Consider the following 18532-nt stretch of genomic DNA (forward strand, 5'->3'; position numbering starts at 1 on the left):
GGAAGCGGCCCGCGCACGGGGACGGCCCCGGCACCTTCACTTCCGAAGGTGCCGGGGCCGTCCCCGTGCGCGGGCCGGGCTACGACCGGCGGGCCGAGGTGACGCGGTAGACGTCGTAGACGCCCTCCACCCCGCGTACCGCCTTCAGCACGTGTCCCAGGTGCTTGGGGTCGCCCATCTCGAAGGTGAAGCGGGAGATGGCCACCCGGTCCCGGGAGGTCTGGACGGCCGCGGAGAGGATGTTGACGTGCTGGTCGGACAGCACGCGGGTGACGTCCGACAGCAGCCGGGAGCGGTCCAGCGCCTCGACCTGGATGGCGACCAGGAAGACCGAGGACTGGGTCGGCGCCCACTCGACCTCCAGCATCCGCTCCGGCTCACGCGAGAGCGAGTCGACGTTGACGCAGTCCGCGCGGTGGACGGAGACCCCGTTGCCGCGGGTGACGAACCCGAGGATCGGGTCGCCGGGCACGGGGGTACAGCAGCGGGCCAGCTTGACCCACACGTCCTCCACGCCCTTGACGATCACACCCGGGTCCGTGCTGGAGCGCCGCTTGGTGCGCCGGCGCATGGGCGGGGCGGTCTCGGCGATGTCCTCGTTGGCGGCCTCCTCGCCGCCGATGGCCTGGATCAGCTTCTGGACGACGTTCTGCGCGGAGACATGGCCCTCGCCGATGGCGGCGTAGAGCGCCGAGATGTCGGGGTAGCGCATCTCATGGGCCTGGGTGACCAGGGAGTCGCCGGTGAGGATGCGCTGGATCGGCAGGTTCTGCTTGCGCATGGCCCGCACGATGGCGTCCTTGCCCTGCTCGATGGCCTCCTCGCGGCGCTCCTTGGAGAACCAGGCACGGATCTTGTTGCGGGCGCGCGGGGACTTGACGAAGCTCAGCCAGTCGCGGGAGGGACCGGCGCCGGGCGACTTGGAGGTGAAGACCTCCACCAGATCACCGTTGTCCAAAGTGGACTCCAGCGGCACCAGGCGGCCGTTGACACGGGCGCCGATGGTGCGGTGGCCGACCTCGGTGTGGACGGCGTAGGCGAAGTCCACGGGGGTGGCGCCCGCCGGGAGCGCTATGACGTCGCCCTTGGGCGTGAAGACGAAGACCTCGTTGCGCGAGAGGTCGAAGCGCAGCGACTCCAGGAACTCGCCCGGGTCCTCGGTCTCCTTCTGCCAGTCCAGCAGCTGCCGCAGCCACGCCATGTCGTTGACGGCGTCGCCCTTCTTCGCGGGCGCGTCGGTGCGGATCTTGGAGGCGCCGGCGACGGCCTCCTGCTTGTACTTCCAGTGCGCGGCGATGCCGTACTCGGCGCGGCGGTGCATGTCGTAGGTGCGGATCTGCAGCTCGACCGGTTTGCCGCCGGGCCCGATGACCGTCGTGTGCAGCGACTGGTACATGTTGAACTTGGGCATCGCGATGTAGTCCTTGAACCGCCCCGGCACCGGGTTCCACCGGGCGTGGACGGTCCCCAGCGCCGCGTAGCAGTCGCGGACGGTGTCGACCAGGACGCGGATGCCCACCAGGTCGTAGATCTCGGCGAAGTCGCGGCCCCGCACGATCATCTTCTGGTAGACGCTGTAGTAGTGCTTGGGGCGGCCGGTGACGGTCGCCTTGATGCGGGCGCCGCGCAGGTCGGCCTGGACCTCGTCGATGACGGTCGCCAGATACTCGTCGCGCTTGGGCGCGCGCTCGGCGACCAGGCGGACGATCTCGTCGTACATCTTGGGGTAGAGGATCGCGAAGGCGAGGTCCTCCAGCTCCCACTTGATGGTGTTCATGCCCAGGCGGTGGGCGAGCGGGGCGTAGATCTCCAGCGTCTCGCGGGCCTTCTGCTCCTGCTTCTCCCGCTTGAGGTAGCGCATGGTGCGCATGTTGTGCAGGCGGTCGGCGAGCTTGATGACCAGCACCCGCGGATCCTTGGCCATGGCGACGACCATCTTGCGGACCGTCTCGGCCTGGGCCGCCTCGCCGAACTTCACCTTGTCCAGCTTGGTGACGCCGTCCACCAGCAGGGCCACCTGGTCGCCGAAGTCGCGGCGCAGGGTGTCCAGGCCGTACTCGGTGTCCTCGACCGTGTCGTGCAGCAGGCCCGCCATCAGGGTGGCCGGGTCCATTCCCAGCTCGGCGAGGATGGTGGTGACGGCCAGCGGATGGGTGATGTACGGATCGCCGCTCTTGCGCTTCTGCCCGCGGTGCCACCGCTCGGCGACCTGGTAGGCGCGCTCGATCTGCCGCAGCGTGGCGGTGTCGGCCTTGGGGTCGTTGCCCCGGACGATCCGCAGCAGCGGCTCCAGCACCGGGTTGTAGGGACTGGAGCGCTGGACGCCCAGGCGGGCCAGGCGGGCGCGGACGCGGTTGGAGGAGCCCGAGCGCCCGGAGACGCCCGAGACGGCGCGGGTGGCCGAGGCCTTCTCGCGGGAGGCCGCGTCGTCGCGCCTGCCGCCCGCCGGCGCGGCGGTGGACGGCGACGGTTTCGGAGTACCGCCGCGTTTCCCGGCCGCGGTGGCGCCCGCAGTGGAGGGCTTCGCCGGCCTGCCGGCGTCCTGCTGCTGCGCTGCGGTGAGCGGCTTGGCCTCGTCTGGCAAGGGCAACTCCTCGGTGGGCCCCTCCTCGCCGGCAGCGGCGTGCGGAGGGCGGTTCCGGCCGGGAACAGGCCGGACTGCCATGGTATCCACCCCCGCCCCGGAACGAACCGGGCGCCGGTGCGGGGCGGCGCCGGGTGTCGGGGCGGGCGCCGGATGTCTTCGAGGGTGTCACAGGCCGCGGGCCCGACGCGACGGAGGGGACGGCCCGGAGTGCTCCGGGCCGTCCCCTCCGCGAAATCGGTGCCTCGGTGGCACCGGCTGCTCTCAGACGGTGATCACCACGTCCAGCGGAGCGCCCTCCAGCGCGGCCTCCAGCCTGGTCCGGCCGGGCAGGAAGCCCAGCTCCATCAGGACCGCGACCCCGGCGACCTGCGCCCCGGAGCGGCGGATCAGGCGCAGCGACGCCTCGGCGGTGCCGCCGGTGGCCAGCACGTCGTCGATCACCAGCACCCGGTCCTCGGGGCTGAGGTCCTCGGCGTGGATCTCGATCTCGGCGCTGCCGTACTCCAGCTCGTACGCCTGCGCCAGGGTGGCGCCGGGCAGCTTGCCCGCCTTGCGCACGGGGATGAAGCCGACGCCCGCCCGTACCGCCGCCGGGGCGGCCAGGATGAAGCCGCGTGCCTCCAGGCCCACCACCTTGGTGGCGCCGCGCTCGCGGGCGAGGCCGGCCAGCGCGTCGGTGAGGGCGGTGAAGGCCTCGGGGTCGGCCAGGAGCGGGGTGATGTCCTTGAACAGCACTCCCGGCTTGGGGTAGTCGGGCACGTCGCGGATCCTGCTGAGCAGCAGGCCGCGCAGCGACTCGAAGTCGGCGGTGACGGAGATCATCGGATCAACGCCGCCTTCCGGAGGGGCGCCCGCGGCTGCCGGACTCCGGCGAGCGGGGCCCGCCGACGGATCCGGCCGCCGCGGCGGTGGGCTCCGCGGACGGACGCGCACCGGCGCCCGCGCTCCCGCCCGCCTCCCCGGCGTCCTCCGCCCCGTCGCCGCCCTTGGCCCGCTTGGCCAGCGTCCGCCGGTCGTGGGCCTTGATCTCCGGCGAGCGGAGCTTGAGGTCCACCACGATCGGGGTGGCGATGAAGATGGAGGAGAACGTACCGGCGGTGAGGCCGATGAACAGCGACAGCGAGATGTCCTTGAGCATGCCGCCGCCGAGCAGGCCGGTGCCGATGAACAGCAGTCCGGCCACCGGCAGCAGGGCGACCACCGAGGTGTTGACGGAGCGGACCACGGTGGCGTTGATGCCGAGGTTGGCCAGCTCGCCGTAGGTGTGGCGGTTCTGCTTGAGCAGGCCCCGGGTCTTCTCCTTGACCTTGTCGAAGACCACCACCGTGTCGTACAGCGAGTAGCTGAGGATCGTCAGGATGCCGACCACCGTGCCCGGGGTCACCTCGAAGCCGACGATGGCGTAGACGCCGATGGTGACCACCAGGTCGTGCATCAGGGCGCCCATGGCGCCCACCGCCATCCGCCACTCGAAGGCGATGGCCAGGTAGACGCTGACCAGGATCAGGAAGACGACCAGACCCTGGATCGCCTTGCTGCTCATCTGGTCGCCCCAGCTGGGACCCACCAGCTCGGTGTCCAGCTGCTGGGTCTTGAGGCCGAGCTCCTCGGCGAGGGCCGCGCGGGTCTTCTCCGACTGCTCGTTGTCCAGCCCGGTGACCTGGATGCGCAGCGCGCCGCTGCCCAGCTCCTGGATGCGGGGCTCGGTCCCGGAGACCTCCTGGGCGGTCTCGCGTGCGTCCTCGACCGACATCTGGGTGGGCGGGGTGGTGAAGACGGCGCCGCCCTGGAACTCGATGCCCATGTACAGGCCGCGGGCCCCCAGGCCCACCAGGGAGATCAGCATCAGCAGCAGCGTGACGCCGTACCAGAGCTTCCGCTTTCCGACGAAGTCGTAGCTGGCCTCGCCGCGGTACAGCTTGCCGCCGAGGTTGCCGAATCGCGACATCTCAGGCCTCCTTCGGTTCGGCGGGGGCGGCGACCGCGGCGCGGCGGCCCCGGTACAGCGGCGGGGTGACTCCGAGCCGCTTCGGGTCGAGTCCGGACCACGGATGGCCGCTGGTGAAGAACTTCCGGCCGGCCATGATCGACATCATCGGCTTGGTGAGCAGGAAGACGATGGCCAGGTCCAGCGCCGTCGTCAGGCCGAGCACGAAGGCGAAGCCCTGGACGGAACCGATCGAGACGATGAACAGCACGATCGCGGCGATGATCGAGACCACGTCGGAGACCAGGATGGTCCGGCGGGCGCTGGGCCAGGCCCGCTCGAAGGCGGCCCGGACGGAGCGGCCCTCGCGGATCTCGTCGCGGATCCTCTCGAAGTAGACGATGAAGGAGTCCGTGGTGATGCCGATGGCCACGATGGCGCCGCAGATCGCCGGCAGGCTCAGCGCGAAGCCGATGGCCGGGCCGAGCAGGGTCATGACGACGTAGGTGAGGATGGCCGCGGCCACCAGGCTGGAGATCGCCACCAGCGCCAGCACCCGGTAGTAGAAGACCAGGTAGACGATGACCAGCGCCAGGCCGATGGCTCCAGCGATCAGGCCCGCCTTGAGCTGCTCGGAGCCGAGCGTGGGCGAGATGGTGGTCACGTTGCTCTCCTCGAAGGAGAGCGGCAGGGCGCCGTAGGAGAGGATGTTGGCCAGTTCCTCGGCGGACTGCTGGTTGAAGCTGCCGGAGATCTCGGCGCTGCCGCCGCCGAGCCGCTCGGAGACGCGGGGGGCGGAGACGACCTCGCCGTCCAGCACGATCGCGAACTGGTTGCGCGGCTCGGCCTGGGTGGAGAGCTCCTCGGTGATGTCGGCGAACTTCTCGGCGCCGTCGGAGTCGAACTCCATGGTGACGATCCAGCCCTGGGCCCGCTGGTCGTCGAAGAGGGCGGCGGCGTCGGTGACGTCGGTGCCGGGGACGGCGACGGGGCCGAGCCCGTACTTGTACAGCCCGCTCTCGTCGCAGGAGGCGACGGACTCGGAGTTCTCCGCCTGGGCGGCGGCCCGGCCGGCCTCGGAGCGGCCCTCGGCGGTGGTGCAGTCCAGCGCGTCGAGCTTCTTCTGCAGATCGGCCGGGACACCGGCGTCCGGCGCGGGGGCCGGCTGCGAGGGCTCGGGGGCTGCGGGCTCGGGGGCTGCGGACTCGTCGGTCTTCTCGTCCCCGGACGCCGAGGCCGAGGGTGTGGGCGACTGGGAGCCGTCGGCCAGCAGGTCCTCGGTGATGGCCCGGCCCTGGGTGGAGGCCTCGGGCGAGGGGGTCGCGGAGGAGTCGCCGGACTTCTCGCCGTCCGTCGCCTCCTCGGCCTTCTCGGCGTCCTGTGCCTTCTCGTCCTTCTCGCCGGCGTCACCGGACGGGCTCACCGAGGGGTCCGGCTGGGGCGGGGCTCCGGACGCTACGGTCAGGACCGGGCGGAACGCGAGCTGAGCGGTGGTGCCGACCTGCTCGCGGGCCTGCTTCTCGTCGGTACCCCGCGGGATGTTGATGACGATGTTCTCGGCACCCTGCGTCCGCACCTCGGCCTCGGCGACGCCCAGACCGTTGACCCGCCGCTCGATGATGGAGACGGCGGTGTTCATGTTGGTCTCGTTGATCGCCTCCTCCTTGCCGGGCTGGGCCTTGGCCGTGAGCGTGATGCTCGTGCCGCCGGCGAGGTCGATGCCCAGGCGGGGCGTGGTGTGCCCGGAGAGGAACATGCCTCCGGTGAGCGCCACCATCGCCACCAGGATGAGCGCCAGGGAGCGCCACGGCCGTCCCTGGGTGCCCGGTGATCTGCGACCTTTCTTCGGTGCTGCCACCTTCTCGTATCTCCCTGTCCAACCGCCCGCGCTCGAATGGTCGCCGCGCGGCGCGCGAAGTGGTCGTAAGGACGTGCGGCGCCGCCGGGCCCGTCGGGGCCGGCGGCGGGGCGACTCACCTGGAGTCGGTGTCGCCCTTCCGATTGGCGTCCCCGGTCTCCGCGTCGTCGGCGGAGGAGTCCGTCTTGCTCAGGTCCGTCTTGTCCGCGCCGCCGTCGGAGACCAGCGAGGAGGCGTCGTCCGGGACGACGGGGGCGTCCGCGTCGTGGTCCGGCTCGCCGTTGACGATGCGCTCGTACTCGTCGGCCTCCAGCACCGCGCCGACGGCGTTCTTGGCGTAGACCGCCTGCACGCCCGGCGCGACCTCCAGGAGGACCGTGTCGGAGTGGACCTCCTTCACCAACGCGTACATGCCACCGATCGTACGGATGCCGGTGCCTGGCTCCATCCGGTCGCGCATCTGCACGGCCTGCTGCTGCTTCTTCTTGGCCGAGCGCGTCATCAGGAGCATGGCCCCGATGAGGATGATGAAGGGGAGGAGAAGTCCAATATCCACGGCGGAAGGTTTCCTTCACACGACCGCTGGGAAGCGGCCTGGTATTCGGGGGTGGTCGTGCCCTCCGGGACGGAGGGCGTCGGCGGAGTCTAAGCGAGCCCGCGCCTGGGGAACAACGTCAAGCATCGCACTGAGGTTCCGCGAAGGGCGAGTTCGCACGCCGTCACGATCCGAAGAGACCGGGTTGGCCGGGCCCTCCCGGAGCGGACGCCGGCGGCTGCCGGGGCGGGGTGAGTCCCATGTGCTCCCACGCGGCGGGAGTGGCGATCCGGCCCCGGGGGGTGCGGGCCAGCAGCCCCTCCCGGACGAGGAACGGCTCGGCGACCTCCTCCACCGTCTCGCGCTCCTCCCCCACCGCGACGGCCAGCGTGGACAGACCGACCGGGCCACCGCCGAACAGCCTGAGCAGGGCGTCCAGCACTCCCCGGTCCAGTCGGTCCAGGCCGCGGTCGTCCACCTCGTAGACCGCCAGGGCCTGGCCGGCGATCTCCCTGGTGATCAGGCCGTCGGCCCTGACCTGGGCGTAGTCGCGCACCCGGCGCAGCAGCCGGTTGGCGATACGGGGGGTGCCGCGGGAGCGGCCGGCGATCTCGGCGGCGCCCTCGGCGTCTATCTCCACGTCCAGCAGCCGGGCGGAGCGGTGGATGACCTGCTCCAGCTCGGCCGGCTCGTAGAACTCCATGTGGGCGGTGAAGCCGAAACGGTCGCGCAGCGGCGGCGGCAGCAGACCGGCCCGTGTGGTGGCGCCGACCAGGGTGAAGGGCGGCAGCTCCAGGGGAATGGCGGTGGCGCCGGGGCCCTTGCCGACGATGACGTCGACGCGGAAGTCCTCCATCGCCATGTAGAGCATCTCCTCGGCGGGCCGCGACATGCGGTGGATCTCGTCGAGAAAGAGGACCTCTCCTTCCGTGAGGGAGGACAGGATCGCGGCCAGGTCCCCGGCGTGCTGGATGGCCGGGCCGGAGGTGATGCGGATGGGGGCGCCCATCTCCGCCGCGATGATCATGGACAGGGTGGTCTTGCCCAGGCCGGGGGCGCCGGAGAGCAGTACATGGTCGGCGGTGCCGCCGCGGGCGCGAGCGGCGCGCAGCACCAGGTCGAGCTGCTCGCGCACTTTGGACTGCCCGACGAACTCCGCCAGGTCCTTGGGGCGCAGTGCGGCCTCGACGGCGGTGTCCTCGCCGTCGGCGGTGGCTCCGACCAGGCGCTCGGCGCTTTCGCCGGCGTGGCCGGGGTGGCCGGGGTGGCCAGCGTGGTCGTCCCGGGTCATGACGGCCTCCCCGGGCTGCCGGCCGCAGCACTGGCCGCCGGGGCGGTGGCGAGGACGGTGGCCGGGGCGGGGATCCGGTCCGTGGTACGGGGGCGGGGCGGGGAGTGCGGCGTCATCGTCGGTCTCTCGTCGGTCCGTCGCCGGTCCCCGCCGCGGCGGCGGGGACCGGCGTCTCAGCGTGCGCGGTTGAGGGTCTGCAGGGCGGCGCGGAGGAGCTGGGGCACCGGCGGCCGGCCGCCCTCGGCCAGCACCGCCTCGGCCTGCGGGGTGACTGCGGCGACCGCGTCCTCGGCCTCGCGGGGTGCGTAGCCCAGGCCCACCAGGGCGGCGTGCAGCTGCTCCCGCCAGCCGGGCTCGCCCGCGGCGGGGCCGGGGCCCCGTCCGGCCGCGGCGGTCCCGGCGCCCAGCGGCTCGCCGAGCCTGTCCTTCAACTCCAGCAGCAGCTTCTGCGCCCCCTTCTTCCCGATGCCCGGCACGGCGGTGAGTGCCTTCTCGTCCCCGGTGGAGACCGCCAGCCGCAGCGCGTCGGGGCTGTGGACGGCGAGCATGGCCTGGGCCAGCCTCGGGCCGACGCCACTGGCGGTCTGGAGCAGTTCGAAGACCTGCCGCTCGTCGTCGTCGGCGAAGCCGTAGAGCGTCAGGGAGTCCTCGCGGACCACCAGCGAGGTGGCCAGCCTGGTGTGCTCACCGACACGCAGATCGGCGAGGGTGGCGGGGGTGCAGTGGAGGGCCATGCCCACCCCGCCGACCTCGATCACGGCGGTGTCCGGGGAGAGGGCGGCGACCGGTCCGGATACGAAGGCGATCATCGGCTGTCCTCCGGAGTGCGCTGGGTCGGCCGGGTGGACGCGGCCCGGGCGGCGCGGGCCTGCCGGCGGTGGATCTGCTGGTGCCCGGCCTGCTGGAGCCTGGCCTGCCGGAGCCGGTCCTGGGCGGGCGCGCGCCAGATGTGGCAGATGGCCAGTGCCAGTGCGTCGGCGGCGTCGGCGGGCCTGGGCGGGGCGTCCAGCCGCAGCAGTCTGGTGACCATCGCGCCGACCTGGGCCTTGTCCGCCCGGCCGGTGCCGGTGACGGCGGCCTTGACCTCGCTGGGGGTGTGCAGGGCGACCGGGAGGCCGCGCCGGGCCGCGCAGAGCATGGCGACCGCGCTGGCCTGCGCGGTGCCCATCACGGTGCGGACGTTGTGCTGGCTGAACACGCGCTCCACGGCGACGACGTCGGGACGGTACTCCTCCAGCCACTCCTCCATGCCGCGCTCGACGAGCACCAGCCGCTCGGGCACCTCCGCGTCGGCGGGGGTCCGCACGACGCCGACCCCGCCCATCCGCAGCGGCCGGCCGGCCGTCCCCTCCACCACGCCGATGCCGCAGCGGGTCAGCCCCGGGTCCACGCCGAGCACGCGCACCGCGGCCCCCTTCCGTCCACTGGTCGTTCGATCACCTGTTCCCGCAGGCTATCGGCTGCCACCGACAACGCCGGAGGGCGACACGGAAGAGGACCGGCGCCGGGCCCCGCGCCGGACCCGGACCGGCTCCGGTCCGGGCGCCCGGGAGGTGAGGTCAGGCCTCGACCTTGGCCATGACGTCGTCGGACACGTCGAAGTTGGCGAAGACGTTCTGCACGTCGTCGCTGTCCTCCAGCGCGTCGATCAGCTTGAAGATCTTGCGGGCGCCCTCCTCGTCCAGCTCCACCTGCATGGTGGGGACGAAGTTCGCGTCCGCCGAGTCGTAGTCGACGCCCGCCTTCTGCAGCGCGGTGCGCACCTCGACCAGATCACTCGCCTCGCTGATGACCTCGAAGGACTCGCCGAGGTCGTTGACCTCCTCGGCGCCCGCCTCCAGAACGGCGGCCAGCACATCGTCCTCGGTCAGGTCGCCCTTGGGGACGATCACGACGCCCTTGCGGTTGAACAGGTACGACACCGATCCGGGGTCGGCCATGGAGCCGCCGTTGCGGGTCATGGCGACGCGCACGTCGGAGGCCGCGCGGTTGCGGTTGTCGGTGAGGCACTCGATCAGGACCGCGACGCCGTTGGGGCCGTAGCCCTCGTACATGATCGTCTGGTAGTCGGCGCCGCCCGCCTCCAGGCCCGCGCCCCGCTTGACCGCACGGTCGATGTTGTTGTTGGGGACGGAGCTCTTCTTCGCCTTCTGGATGGCGTCGTAGAGGGTGGGGTTGCCGTCGGGGTCGGCGCCGCCCATCCGGGCCGCGACCTCGATGTTCTTGATCAGCTTGGCGAAGAGCTTGCCGCGCTTGGCATCGATCACGGCCTTCTTGTGCTTGGTGGTTGCCCACTTGGAGTGGCCGGACACAGCCTCGCTCCTTCATGTCGCCAACAGGGGAATCAACGGGCCGATACTACAGCCGGTGACACCGGCGGATCACCGTGCTGCCGAGCGCACCATCGCGGTGAAGAGCCGGTGCACGCGGTGGTCCCCGGTGAGTTCGGGGTGGAAGGCGGTGGCCAGCAGGGAGCCCTGCCGCACGGCGACGGGGTGGCCGTCGAAGACCGCCAGCACCTCCACGTCCGCACCGGTGGACTCCACCCAGGGCGCGCGGATGAAGACGCCCTCGACCGGTCCGCCCCCGACCCCGGCGACGTCGACGGACGCCTCGAACGACTCGTTCTGCCGCCCGAAGGCGTTGCGGCGCACGATCATGTCGATCCCGCCGACCGTCTCCTGGCCGGACCGGGGGTCGAGGATCTTGTCGGCGAGCATGATCATGCCCGCGCAGGACCCGTAGGCGGGCATGCCCGAGCGGACCCGCTCGCGCAGCGGCTCCATCAGGCCGAAGGCGGTGGCCAGCTTGGAGATGGTGGTGGACTCGCCACCGGGGATCACCAGGCCGTCGACCCCGGCCAGCTCCTCGGGGCGGCGGACGGTACGGGCCGCGGCGCCGGCCGCCTCCAGCGCGGCGAGGTGTTCGCGGACGTCGCCCTGGAGGGCGAGGACTCCGATGGCGGGGGTGGTCACGGGGCGCACCTCTTCGGGGACGTACGGAAACGGCGTGGGACACGGGCGGGCGGGGCGGGACGGCCGGGGGCGGCCCGCGGTCCGCGGGCCGCCCGGCGCGATGGGCGCTGTGGGGGGGCGCGGTGCGCCCCGCGGGTCACCAGCCGCGGCCGGCGAACCTCTCGGCCTCGGTCAGGGTGTCGCAGTTGATGCCGACCATGGCCTCTCCCAGGCCGCGGGAGGCGTCCGCGACGACCTTGGGGTCGTCGTAGAAGGTGGTGGCCTTCACGATGGCGGCGGCGCGCTTGACCGGGTCGCCGGACTTGAAGATGCCCGAGCCGACGAAGACGCCCTCGGCGCCGAGCTGGCGCATCAGCGCGGCGTCGGCCGGGGTGGCCACACCGCCGGCGGAGAACAGCACGACCGGCAGCTTGCCCAGCTCGGCGACCTCGCGGACCAGCTCGTAGGGGGCGCGCAGCTCCTTGGCGGCGGCGTACAGCTCGTTGTTGTCGTAGCCGCGCAGGCGGGCGATCTCGTTCTTGATCTGGCGCAGGTGGCGGACGGCCTCGACGACGTTGCCGGTGCCGGCCTCGCCCTTGGAGCGGATCATGGCCGCGCCCTCGGCGATCCGGCGCAGGGCCTCGCCCAGGTTGGTGGCGCCGCAGACGAAGGGCGTGGTGAAGGCCCACTTGTCGCTGTGGTTGACCTCGTCGGCCGGGGTGAGGACCTCGGACTCGTCGATGTAGTCCACGCCGAGCGCCTGGAGCACCTGGGCCTCGACGAAGTGGCCGATGCGGGACTTGGCCATCACCGGGATGGAGACGGCGTCGATGATCCCCTCGATCATGTCCGGGTCGGACATGCGGGCCACACCGCCGTCCTTGCGGATGTCGGCGGGCACCCTTTCCAGGGCCATGACCGCGACGGCGCCGGCGTCCTCGGCGATCTTCGCCTGCTCCGGCGTGACCACGTCCATGATCACACCGCCCTTGAGCTGCTCGGCCATGCCGCGCTTGACGCGCGCGGTGCCGGTCTCGGGGGTCGGTGCGGAGGCGGTCTCGGGCGTGCTGGAAGGCGTGGTGGACAAGGTGTGACCTCACTCGGCGACGGTGACAGTGGCTAGGACGGGCCGGGACCGGCCGGGACGGTGAACGGCGGCGGACGGCACCGGCCGGAGAACGGCCCGGACTGCCGGCGCGAACGGGCGCGGCAGCCGTACGGTGAACCCATCGTAGGCCAGTTCGATTCCCCGGCGATCCCACCGCCCGGTCCAGTTCACGGTGATCCCTGCTACAGGACCCGATGAAACGGGACAACCGGCCCCCGTGAAAGGGCCAATCGGAAGTCAGTGGCCTTCCCCCAGCGAGCCCGTCCGGTCCGCCAGAACCGCCGGCGGCTCGTCGTCCATCTCGAAGGCCAGCGGAAAGGGGGCGTGCCCGGCCAGCCGGAACCAGCGCACCTTGCGATGGCGGCGCAGTGCGCGGGCGGCCCGCACCGCGTCGTTGTGGAAACGCCGCGCCATCGGCACCCGGCGCACCGAGGCGGCCAGTTCCTCGGCGGTCGCCTCGCCCCCGGGCGCCGCCCGTACCGCCTCCAGTTGCGCGCCCTCGGCGAACACCGCGCGCAGGGCCTGGCTGAGCTCGCTCTCGGCGACCTCCCGCTGCTCCTCCTCGGCCTGCCGGGCGTCGTGGGCGGCCTGGTACAGGACGATGGAGGCGGCCGGATCCAGCACCCCCGCGGTGGCCAGTTCCTGCGCAACGGAGGCACGCCGCAGCAGCTGCGCGTCCAGGGCGGCGCGGGCCGCGTCGATCCGGGCGTGCAGCCGGTCCAGGCGTCCGGCGGTCCAGCTCAGGTAGACGGCGACGAGCAGCAGCGCCGCCGCGATCCAGACGATCGTGGTGGTCACGGTCGGAAGGTTCCCCTCGGTTCAGTCGCGGGCCAGGCCCAGCCGGGCCCGCAGCCCCACCCGCTCGTCCGGCGCGACCGAGGCGGCGCCGTCGGTGACGGTCTCGTAGACGGACAGGACGTCCGCTCCGACGGTGGACCAGTCGAAGCGGCGTACGTGGCGGCCGCCGCGCTCGCGCAGCGCCGCGCGGCGGCGCGGGTCGCCCAGCAGGCGCACCGCGGCGGCGGCCAGCGCGCCGGCGTCCTCGTTGGCGTACAGCTCGCCGGCCTCTCCCCCGTCGAGCACCTGGGCGAAGGCGTCCAGATCGCTGGCGAGCACCGGGGCCCCGGCCGACATCGCCTCCACCAGGATGATGCCGAATGACTCACCGCCGGTGTTGGGGGCGATGTACAGGTCCACGCTGCGCAGCAGCCGTGCCTTGTCCTCGTCGCTGACCATGCCCAGGAACTCCACGCGGTCGCGCAGCTCGCGCGGCAGGTCGGCGACGGCCTCCTCCTCGTCACCGCGCCCGGCCACCAGCAGGCGGGTGCCGGGGCGCTCGGCGAGGATGCGCGGCAGCGCTCTCATCAGCACCGGCAGGCCTTTGCGGGGCTCGTCGATGCGCCCGATGAAGCCGATGGTGTTCCCGCCGTCGCGGCCCTGCCACTCGGCCTTGGGCTCGGCGTCCGCGAAGAAACCCACGTCCACGCCGTTGGGGATGACGACCGCGTCCCCGCCCAGGTGCTCGACCAGGGTGCGGCGGGCGTACTCGCTGACCGCGATCCGCGCGCTGATCTTCTCCAGCGCGGGCTGCAGGATCGGATAGGCGGCGATCATCGCCCGCGAGCGCGGGTTGGAGGTGTGGAAGGTGGCCACGATCGGCCCCTGCGCCGCCCAGCAGGCGAGCAGGGAGAGCGAGGGCGTGGCGGGCTCGTGGATGTGCAGCACGTCGAAGGCGCCCTCGTGCACCCAGCGGCGCACCCTCGCAGCCGACAGGAAGCCGAAGTTCAGCCGGGCGACCGAGCCGTTGTACGGGACGGGGACGGCCCGCCCGGCCGGCACGACGTACGGCGGCAGGGGGGTCTCCTCCTCGGCCGGGGCGAGGACGGACACCTCGTGCCCGAGACCGGTGAGGTGCTGGGCCAGGTCCCGGATGTGGAACTGGACGCCGCCGGGGACGTCCCAGGAGTAGGGGCAGACGATGCCGATCCTCACCGCTTCCCCGCCTCCCCGCCGGCCGGGCCGGGGCCGGCCGGCCCCGGTTCCGTCCCGGCTCCGGTCTCCGTCCCGGCTCCGGTCTCCGTCCCGGTCGGCGGTGCGATGTCCGCCGACCACAGTCTCTGCAGCATGTGCCAGTCCTCGGGGTGCTCGGCGATGCCCGCCGCGAAGCCGTCCGCCACCGCCTGGGTCATGGCGGCGGCCTTCTCCCTGCGGGTGCCTTCGGCGGGCGCCTGGACCGGCGGCAGGACGCGCCCCTTCATCACGGGCGTCTCGTCGAACCACAGGTACGCCGGCAGCAGTACGGCCCCGGTCTGCATCGCCAGCATGGCGGGACCGGCGGGCATCCGGGCAGGCTCCCCGAAGAAGTCGACCTCGACGCCGGAGGAGGACAGGTCCCGGTCGGCCACCAGTGCCACCAGCCCGCCCGCGCGCAGCCGCCGGGCCAGGGTGCCGAAGGCCGCGCCGCCGGTGTGCGGCAGCACCTCCATGCCCAGGCCCTCGCGGTAGGCGACGAAGCGGTCGTACAGGGTCTCGGGCCTGAGGCGCTCGGCGACGGTGGTGAACGGGATGCCCAGGCCGGTGGTGAGGTAGGCGCCGGCCAGGTCCCAGTTGCCCATGTGCGGCAGCGCCAGGATCACACCGCGGCCGGAGCCGAGCGTGTCGGTGAGCCGGTGCAGGTCGGTGACCTCGACTCCGTCGCGGATGCGCGCCGCGTCCCACACCGGCAGCCGGAAGGACTCCATCCAGTAGCGCAGGTACGAGCGCATGCCCGCGCGGGACAGCTCGGCCAGCCGCTCGGGGCCCGCGCCGGGGACCACCCGGGCGTAGTTGGCCTCCAGGCGCAGCACCCCCTGGCCCCGGCGTCGCCAGGCGGCGTCGGCGATGGTGCGGCCCAGGACCGCGGCCGCGGGTTCGGGGAGGCGCTTGACCGCGCCCCAGCCCAGCCCGTACAGGGCGTCGGTCATCCGCTCCCTCATGAGCTGCCGCCTCCCTGCTCGGTCGCGGCGGCCCCGTCGCGTCCCGGCCCCGTGGCCTTCCCCCCGGCGGAGGCGGCGCCTCCCCCGGCCCGGCCGGCGTCGGCCTCGGCGGCCTCCCGCCGGACCGTCACCATCCGCTGCAGGATCGTCACCAGGCTGCCCACGGCCACCGCCCACAGGGCGACGGGCAGCAGGATCCCGATGTAGGGGACGCCGAAGGTGGTCTCGAATCCGGCGAGCCCGGCGCACACCAGGGTGATCACCAGCCGCTCGGCGCGCTCGACCAGGCCGTTGACGTTCACCGGCAGGCCGATGCTCTCGCCGCGCGCCTTGGTGTACGACACGACCTGGCCACTGGCCAGGCAGAAGATGGCCACCGCGCACAGCACCGGGTCGCCGCCCCCGCCCGCGTACCACAGCGCGATGCCGCCGAAGACGGCCGCGTCGGCGACGCGGTCGAGGGTGGAGTCGAGAAAGGCGCCCCAGCGGCTGGAGCGGCCCGACTGCCGCGCCATGGTGCCGTCGACCAGGTCGGAGAAGACGAACAGGGTGATGACGACGGTGCCCCAGAAGAACTCGCCGCGGGGGAAGAAGGCCAGCGCCCCCGCCATGACTCCACCGGTGCCGATGAGCGTGACCGTGTCGGGGCTGACCCCCAGCCGGAGGAGCAGAGCGGCGAACGGTGTGAGAACACGCGTGAAGAACGCACGCGCGTACTTGTTCAGCATGGCCTTCCCGGAGGTCGAGGTGGGCCGGCGGCCGGGGGGCCGTCGGCGCGCCCATCGTAGCCAGCCGCCCCCCGAGCACCGCCGGTGCGTCACGGCGCCCGCGACCGCGGCCGCGCGAGGGTGGGCGAGGACGGGCGAAGAGTCCGCTTTCTTCCCCATGGGCAGGTTTCGTCACTGAAGATTCCCTTCTCCCGAGTGCTCCTGGTGGCGGTTAATGCCACGTATGGACGGACTCCGGTAGCGGTGGAAAGCTCGAAGGAGCACCTGTGGTGCGATCCGGCACACCACCATCCGACCCAGCCGCGCGGACCGGGAGGCGGAGGACATGGGCGACAGGACGAGTACGCGCACTGGGGCCGCGGGAAGGGCGCCGGTGGCCGACCGGCCCGGCTCCATACGGAACGTGGTGCTGGTCGGCCACAGCGGCGCGGGGAAGACGACACTGGTCGAGGCGCTCGCCCAGACCTCGGGCGCGCTGCTCCGGGCGGGCCGGGTCGAGGACGGCACCACCGTCTCCGACCACGACGGGATCGAGCACCGGCAGCAGCGCTCGGTCCAGCTCTCCCTGGTCCCCGTGGAGTGGGACGGCGTCAAGGTCAACCTCCTGGACACCCCCGGCTACGCCGACTTCACCGGGGAACTGCGGGCCGGTCTGCGGGCGGCGGACGCGGCCCTCTTCGTCGTCTCGGCCGCCGACGGCGTGGACGGGTCGACCCGGCTGGTGTGGGAGGAGTGCGCCGCGGTCGGGATGCCGCGCGCCATCGTCGTCACCCATCTGGAGGCGTCGCGCGCCGACTTCGGGGAGATGACCGACATCTGCCGGCGGGTCTTCGGCGGCGACGACCCCGACGCCGTGCTCCCGCTGTACCTGCCCCTGCACGGGGATCCGCCGGAAGGGCGGTCCGACGGGCACGCGCCGGTCGCCGGGCTGATCGGGCTGCTGTCGCAAGGGATCCGCGACTACTCCGGCGGCGAGCGGGCCGAGCGCGACCCGGATCCCGAGCACCTTCCGCTGATCGCCGGCGCCCGGGCCCGGCTGATCGAGGGCATCATCGCCGAGAGCGAGGACGAGACTCTGATGGACCGCTACCTCGGTGGCGCGGACGTCGAGGTGGAGACGCTGGTGCGGGACCTGGAGAAGGCCGTCGCCCGCGGTGTGTTCCACCCCGTCCTGGCCGCGGCCCCCGCCGCGGAGGGGGCCCGGCAGGGCCTGGGCACGGTGGAGCTGCTGGAGCTGGTCACCCGCGGCTTCCCCACCCCTGAGGAACGCGAGGTCCCCCCGGTCACCGCCCCCGACGGCCGGCCCCGGCCCCCGCTGGAGTGCGACCCCGAGGGTCCGCTGGCCGCCGAGGTGATCAGGACCTCCTCCGACCCCTATGTCGGGCGGATGTCCCTGGTGCGGGTCTTCTCCGGCACCCTGCGCCCGGACGCCCCCGTGCACGTGTGCGGCCACGGCCTGACCGACCGCGAGGGCGCCCCCACCGGGCAGCCCCATGACGCGGACGAGCGCGTCGGCGCCCTGACCAGCCCCTTCGGCGGGCAGCAGCGGCATCTGCCGAAGGCCGTGGCGGGCGATCTGGCCTGTGTCGCCAAACTCTCCCGCGCCGAGACCGGCGACACCCTGTCGGACAGGGGCGACCCGCTGGTGATGGAGCCGTGGGTGATGCCCGACCCGCTGCTGCCGGTGGCCGTCGAGGCGCACGCCAGGAGCGACGAGGACAGGCTCTCCCAGGGGCTGGCCCGGCTGACCGCCGAGGATCCCACCCTGCGCCTGGAGCAGAACCCCGACACCCGTCAGCTGGTGCTGTGGTGCATGGGCGAGGCCCACCGGGACGTGGCCCTGGAGCGGCTGCGCACCCGCTACGGCGTACGGGTCGACGCCGTGCCCCACCGGGTGGCTCTGCGCGAGACCTTCGCCGAACGGGCCGCCGCGCGCGGCCGGCACGTCAAGCAGTCCGGCGGCCACGGCCAGTACGCCGTCTGCGAGATCACCGTGGAGCCGCTGCCGGCCGGCTCGGGCATCGAGTTCGCCGACGAGGTGGTGGGAGGCGCGGTGCCGCGTCAGTTCATCCCTTCGGTGGAGAAGGGCGTGCGGGCCCAGGCCGCGCGCGGGGTGGCCACCGGTCACCCGCTGGTGGACGTGCGCGTCACCCTCGTCGACGGCAAGGCGCACTCGGTGGACTCCTCCGACGCCGCCTTCCAGACGGCGGGCGCCCTGGCCCTGCGCGAGGCCGCCGCCGGCGCGCGGATCCACCTGCTGGAGCCGGTCGACGAGGTGCGGGTGACGGTCGCCGACGAGTACGTGGGCGCGGTGATGAGCGATCTGTCGGGGCGGCGCGGCCGGGTGGTGGGCACCGAACAGGTCCCCGGCGGCAGCACCCTGGTGCGCGCGGAGGTCCCCCAGTCGGAGATCGGCCGCTACGCGGTGGATCTGCGCTCCCTCTCGCACGGCACGGGCCGCTTCTCCCGCTCCTTCCTCCGGCACGAACCGGTGCCGCGGCAGGTCGCGGAGCGGATCCGCGGGCAGGCCGAAAGCCGCGTGGCGTGACCCCCCGGTGACGGTACGCTG

At 72.8% G+C, this 18532-nt stretch carries 16 protein-coding genes; 1 reads left to right on the top strand and 15 read right to left on the bottom strand.

Translation table 11 applies throughout. The annotated features are described in order from the left end of the window. Nucleotides 1-79: 79 nt before the first annotated feature. The 15 genes from CUT83_RS19360 to pgsA form a co-directional block, all read right to left on the bottom strand. Nucleotides 80-2584: a RelA/SpoT family protein gene (locus CUT83_RS19360; protein WP_101257131.1), complete on the bottom strand. Its 2505-nt coding sequence runs from the start codon at nucleotides 2582-2584 to the stop codon at nucleotides 80-82. Between the two features lie 264 nt (nucleotides 2585-2848). Next, nucleotides 2849-3409, bottom strand: a complete 561-nt coding sequence (locus CUT83_RS19365; RefSeq protein WP_101257132.1) for an adenine phosphoribosyltransferase — start codon at nucleotides 3407-3409, stop codon at nucleotides 2849-2851. A gap of 4 nt (nucleotides 3410-3413) precedes the next feature. Next, entirely contained in the window at nucleotides 3414-4535 is a 1122-nt protein-coding gene (gene secF / locus CUT83_RS19370) for a protein translocase subunit SecF (RefSeq protein WP_101257133.1), read from the bottom strand. 1 nt (nucleotide 4536) lies between these two features. Then, nucleotides 4537-6372, bottom strand: a complete 1836-nt coding sequence (gene secD / locus CUT83_RS19375) for a protein translocase subunit SecD (protein WP_101257134.1) — start codon at nucleotides 6370-6372, stop codon at nucleotides 4537-4539. Between the two features lie 115 nt (nucleotides 6373-6487). Further along, nucleotides 6488-6928: a preprotein translocase subunit YajC gene (yajC, locus tag CUT83_RS19380; protein WP_101257135.1), complete on the bottom strand. Its 441-nt coding sequence runs from the start codon at nucleotides 6926-6928 to the stop codon at nucleotides 6488-6490. A 163-nt stretch (nucleotides 6929-7091) separates the two neighbouring features. Continuing rightward, nucleotides 7092-8198 carry a Holliday junction branch migration DNA helicase RuvB gene (ruvB, locus tag CUT83_RS19385; RefSeq protein ID WP_101257136.1) on the bottom strand — a complete coding sequence of 369 codons (1107 nt, stop codon included), beginning with the start codon at nucleotides 8196-8198 and terminating at the stop codon, nucleotides 7092-7094. 173 nt (nucleotides 8199-8371) lie between these two features. Further along, nucleotides 8372-9007 (bottom strand): Holliday junction branch migration protein RuvA, encoded by a 636-nt coding sequence (gene ruvA / locus CUT83_RS19390; protein ID WP_101257137.1) that lies wholly within the window; start codon nucleotides 9005-9007, stop codon nucleotides 8372-8374. Beyond that, nucleotides 9004-9603 carry a crossover junction endodeoxyribonuclease RuvC gene (ruvC, locus tag CUT83_RS19395; protein ID WP_101257138.1) on the bottom strand — a complete coding sequence of 200 codons (600 nt, stop codon included), beginning with the start codon at nucleotides 9601-9603 and terminating at the stop codon, nucleotides 9004-9006. The genes ruvA and ruvC overlap by 4 nt, the downstream gene beginning before the upstream one ends. Before the next feature lie 154 nt (nucleotides 9604-9757). Then, nucleotides 9758-10510 (bottom strand): YebC/PmpR family DNA-binding transcriptional regulator, encoded by a 753-nt coding sequence (locus CUT83_RS19400; RefSeq protein WP_101257139.1) that lies wholly within the window; start codon nucleotides 10508-10510, stop codon nucleotides 9758-9760. Between the two features lie 69 nt (nucleotides 10511-10579). After that, on the bottom strand, nucleotides 10580-11173 hold the full coding sequence (gene pdxT, locus CUT83_RS19405; RefSeq protein WP_101257140.1) for a pyridoxal 5'-phosphate synthase glutaminase subunit PdxT: 594 nt from the start codon (nucleotides 11171-11173) through the stop codon (nucleotides 10580-10582). 136 nt (nucleotides 11174-11309) lie between these two features. Then, nucleotides 11310-12239, bottom strand: coding sequence for a pyridoxal 5'-phosphate synthase lyase subunit PdxS (gene pdxS, locus CUT83_RS19410; protein ID WP_093850808.1), 930 nt, complete (start codon nucleotides 12237-12239; stop codon nucleotides 11310-11312). Nucleotides 12240-12497: 258 nt separating this feature from the next. Further along, nucleotides 12498-13058, bottom strand: a complete 561-nt coding sequence (locus tag CUT83_RS19415) for a LemA family protein (protein ID WP_101257141.1) — start codon at nucleotides 13056-13058, stop codon at nucleotides 12498-12500. Nucleotides 13059-13079: 21 nt separating this feature from the next. After that, on the bottom strand, nucleotides 13080-14252 hold the full coding sequence (locus CUT83_RS19420) for a glycosyltransferase family 4 protein (protein ID WP_101257226.1): 1173 nt from the start codon (nucleotides 14250-14252) through the stop codon (nucleotides 13080-13082). Next, nucleotides 14249-15235, bottom strand: coding sequence for a phosphatidylinositol mannoside acyltransferase (locus tag CUT83_RS19425; protein WP_101257142.1), 987 nt, complete (start codon nucleotides 15233-15235; stop codon nucleotides 14249-14251). Before CUT83_RS19425 ends, CUT83_RS19420 begins: the two co-directional genes overlap by 4 nt. Then, nucleotides 15232-15963: a phosphatidylinositol phosphate synthase gene (pgsA, locus tag CUT83_RS19430; protein WP_101257143.1), complete on the bottom strand. Its 732-nt coding sequence runs from the start codon at nucleotides 15961-15963 to the stop codon at nucleotides 15232-15234. Before pgsA ends, CUT83_RS19425 begins: the two co-directional genes overlap by 4 nt. A gap of 325 nt (nucleotides 15964-16288) precedes the next feature. On the opposite strand from pgsA, the gene CUT83_RS19435 reads away from it, so the two are divergent. After that, nucleotides 16289-18511 carry an elongation factor G-like protein EF-G2 gene (locus CUT83_RS19435; RefSeq protein ID WP_101257144.1) on the top strand — a complete coding sequence of 741 codons (2223 nt, stop codon included), beginning with the start codon at nucleotides 16289-16291 and terminating at the stop codon, nucleotides 18509-18511. Nucleotides 18512-18532: the final 21 nt, after the last annotated feature.

The sequence above is a fragment of the Streptomyces barkulensis genome (genome assembly GCF_002843305.1).
In the GTDB taxonomy this organism is placed as follows: domain Bacteria; phylum Actinomycetota; class Actinomycetes; order Streptomycetales; family Streptomycetaceae; genus Streptomyces; species Streptomyces barkulensis.

Excerpts from the sequence above, each read along its gene's own strand:
- CUT83_RS19365 (WP_101257132.1), bottom strand. The coding sequence starts at position 3,409 with ATGATCTCCGTCACCGCCGACTTCGAGTCGCTGCGCGGCCTGCTGCTC.
- secF (WP_101257133.1), bottom strand. The coding sequence starts at position 4,535 with ATGTCGCGATTCGGCAACCTCGGCGGCAAGCTGTACCGCGGCGAGGCC.
- ruvB (WP_101257136.1), bottom strand. The coding sequence starts at position 8,198 with ATGACCCGGGACGACCACGCTGGCCACCCCGGCCACCCCGGCCACGCC.
- ruvA (WP_101257137.1), bottom strand. The coding sequence starts at position 9,007 with ATGATCGCCTTCGTATCCGGACCGGTCGCCGCCCTCTCCCCGGACACC.
- CUT83_RS19425 (WP_101257142.1), bottom strand. The coding sequence starts at position 15,235 with ATGAGGGAGCGGATGACCGACGCCCTGTACGGGCTGGGCTGGGGCGCG.
- pgsA (WP_101257143.1), bottom strand. The coding sequence starts at position 15,963 with ATGCTGAACAAGTACGCGCGTGCGTTCTTCACGCGTGTTCTCACACCG.
- CUT83_RS19435 (WP_101257144.1), top strand. The coding sequence starts at position 16,289 with ATGGGCGACAGGACGAGTACGCGCACTGGGGCCGCGGGAAGGGCGCCG.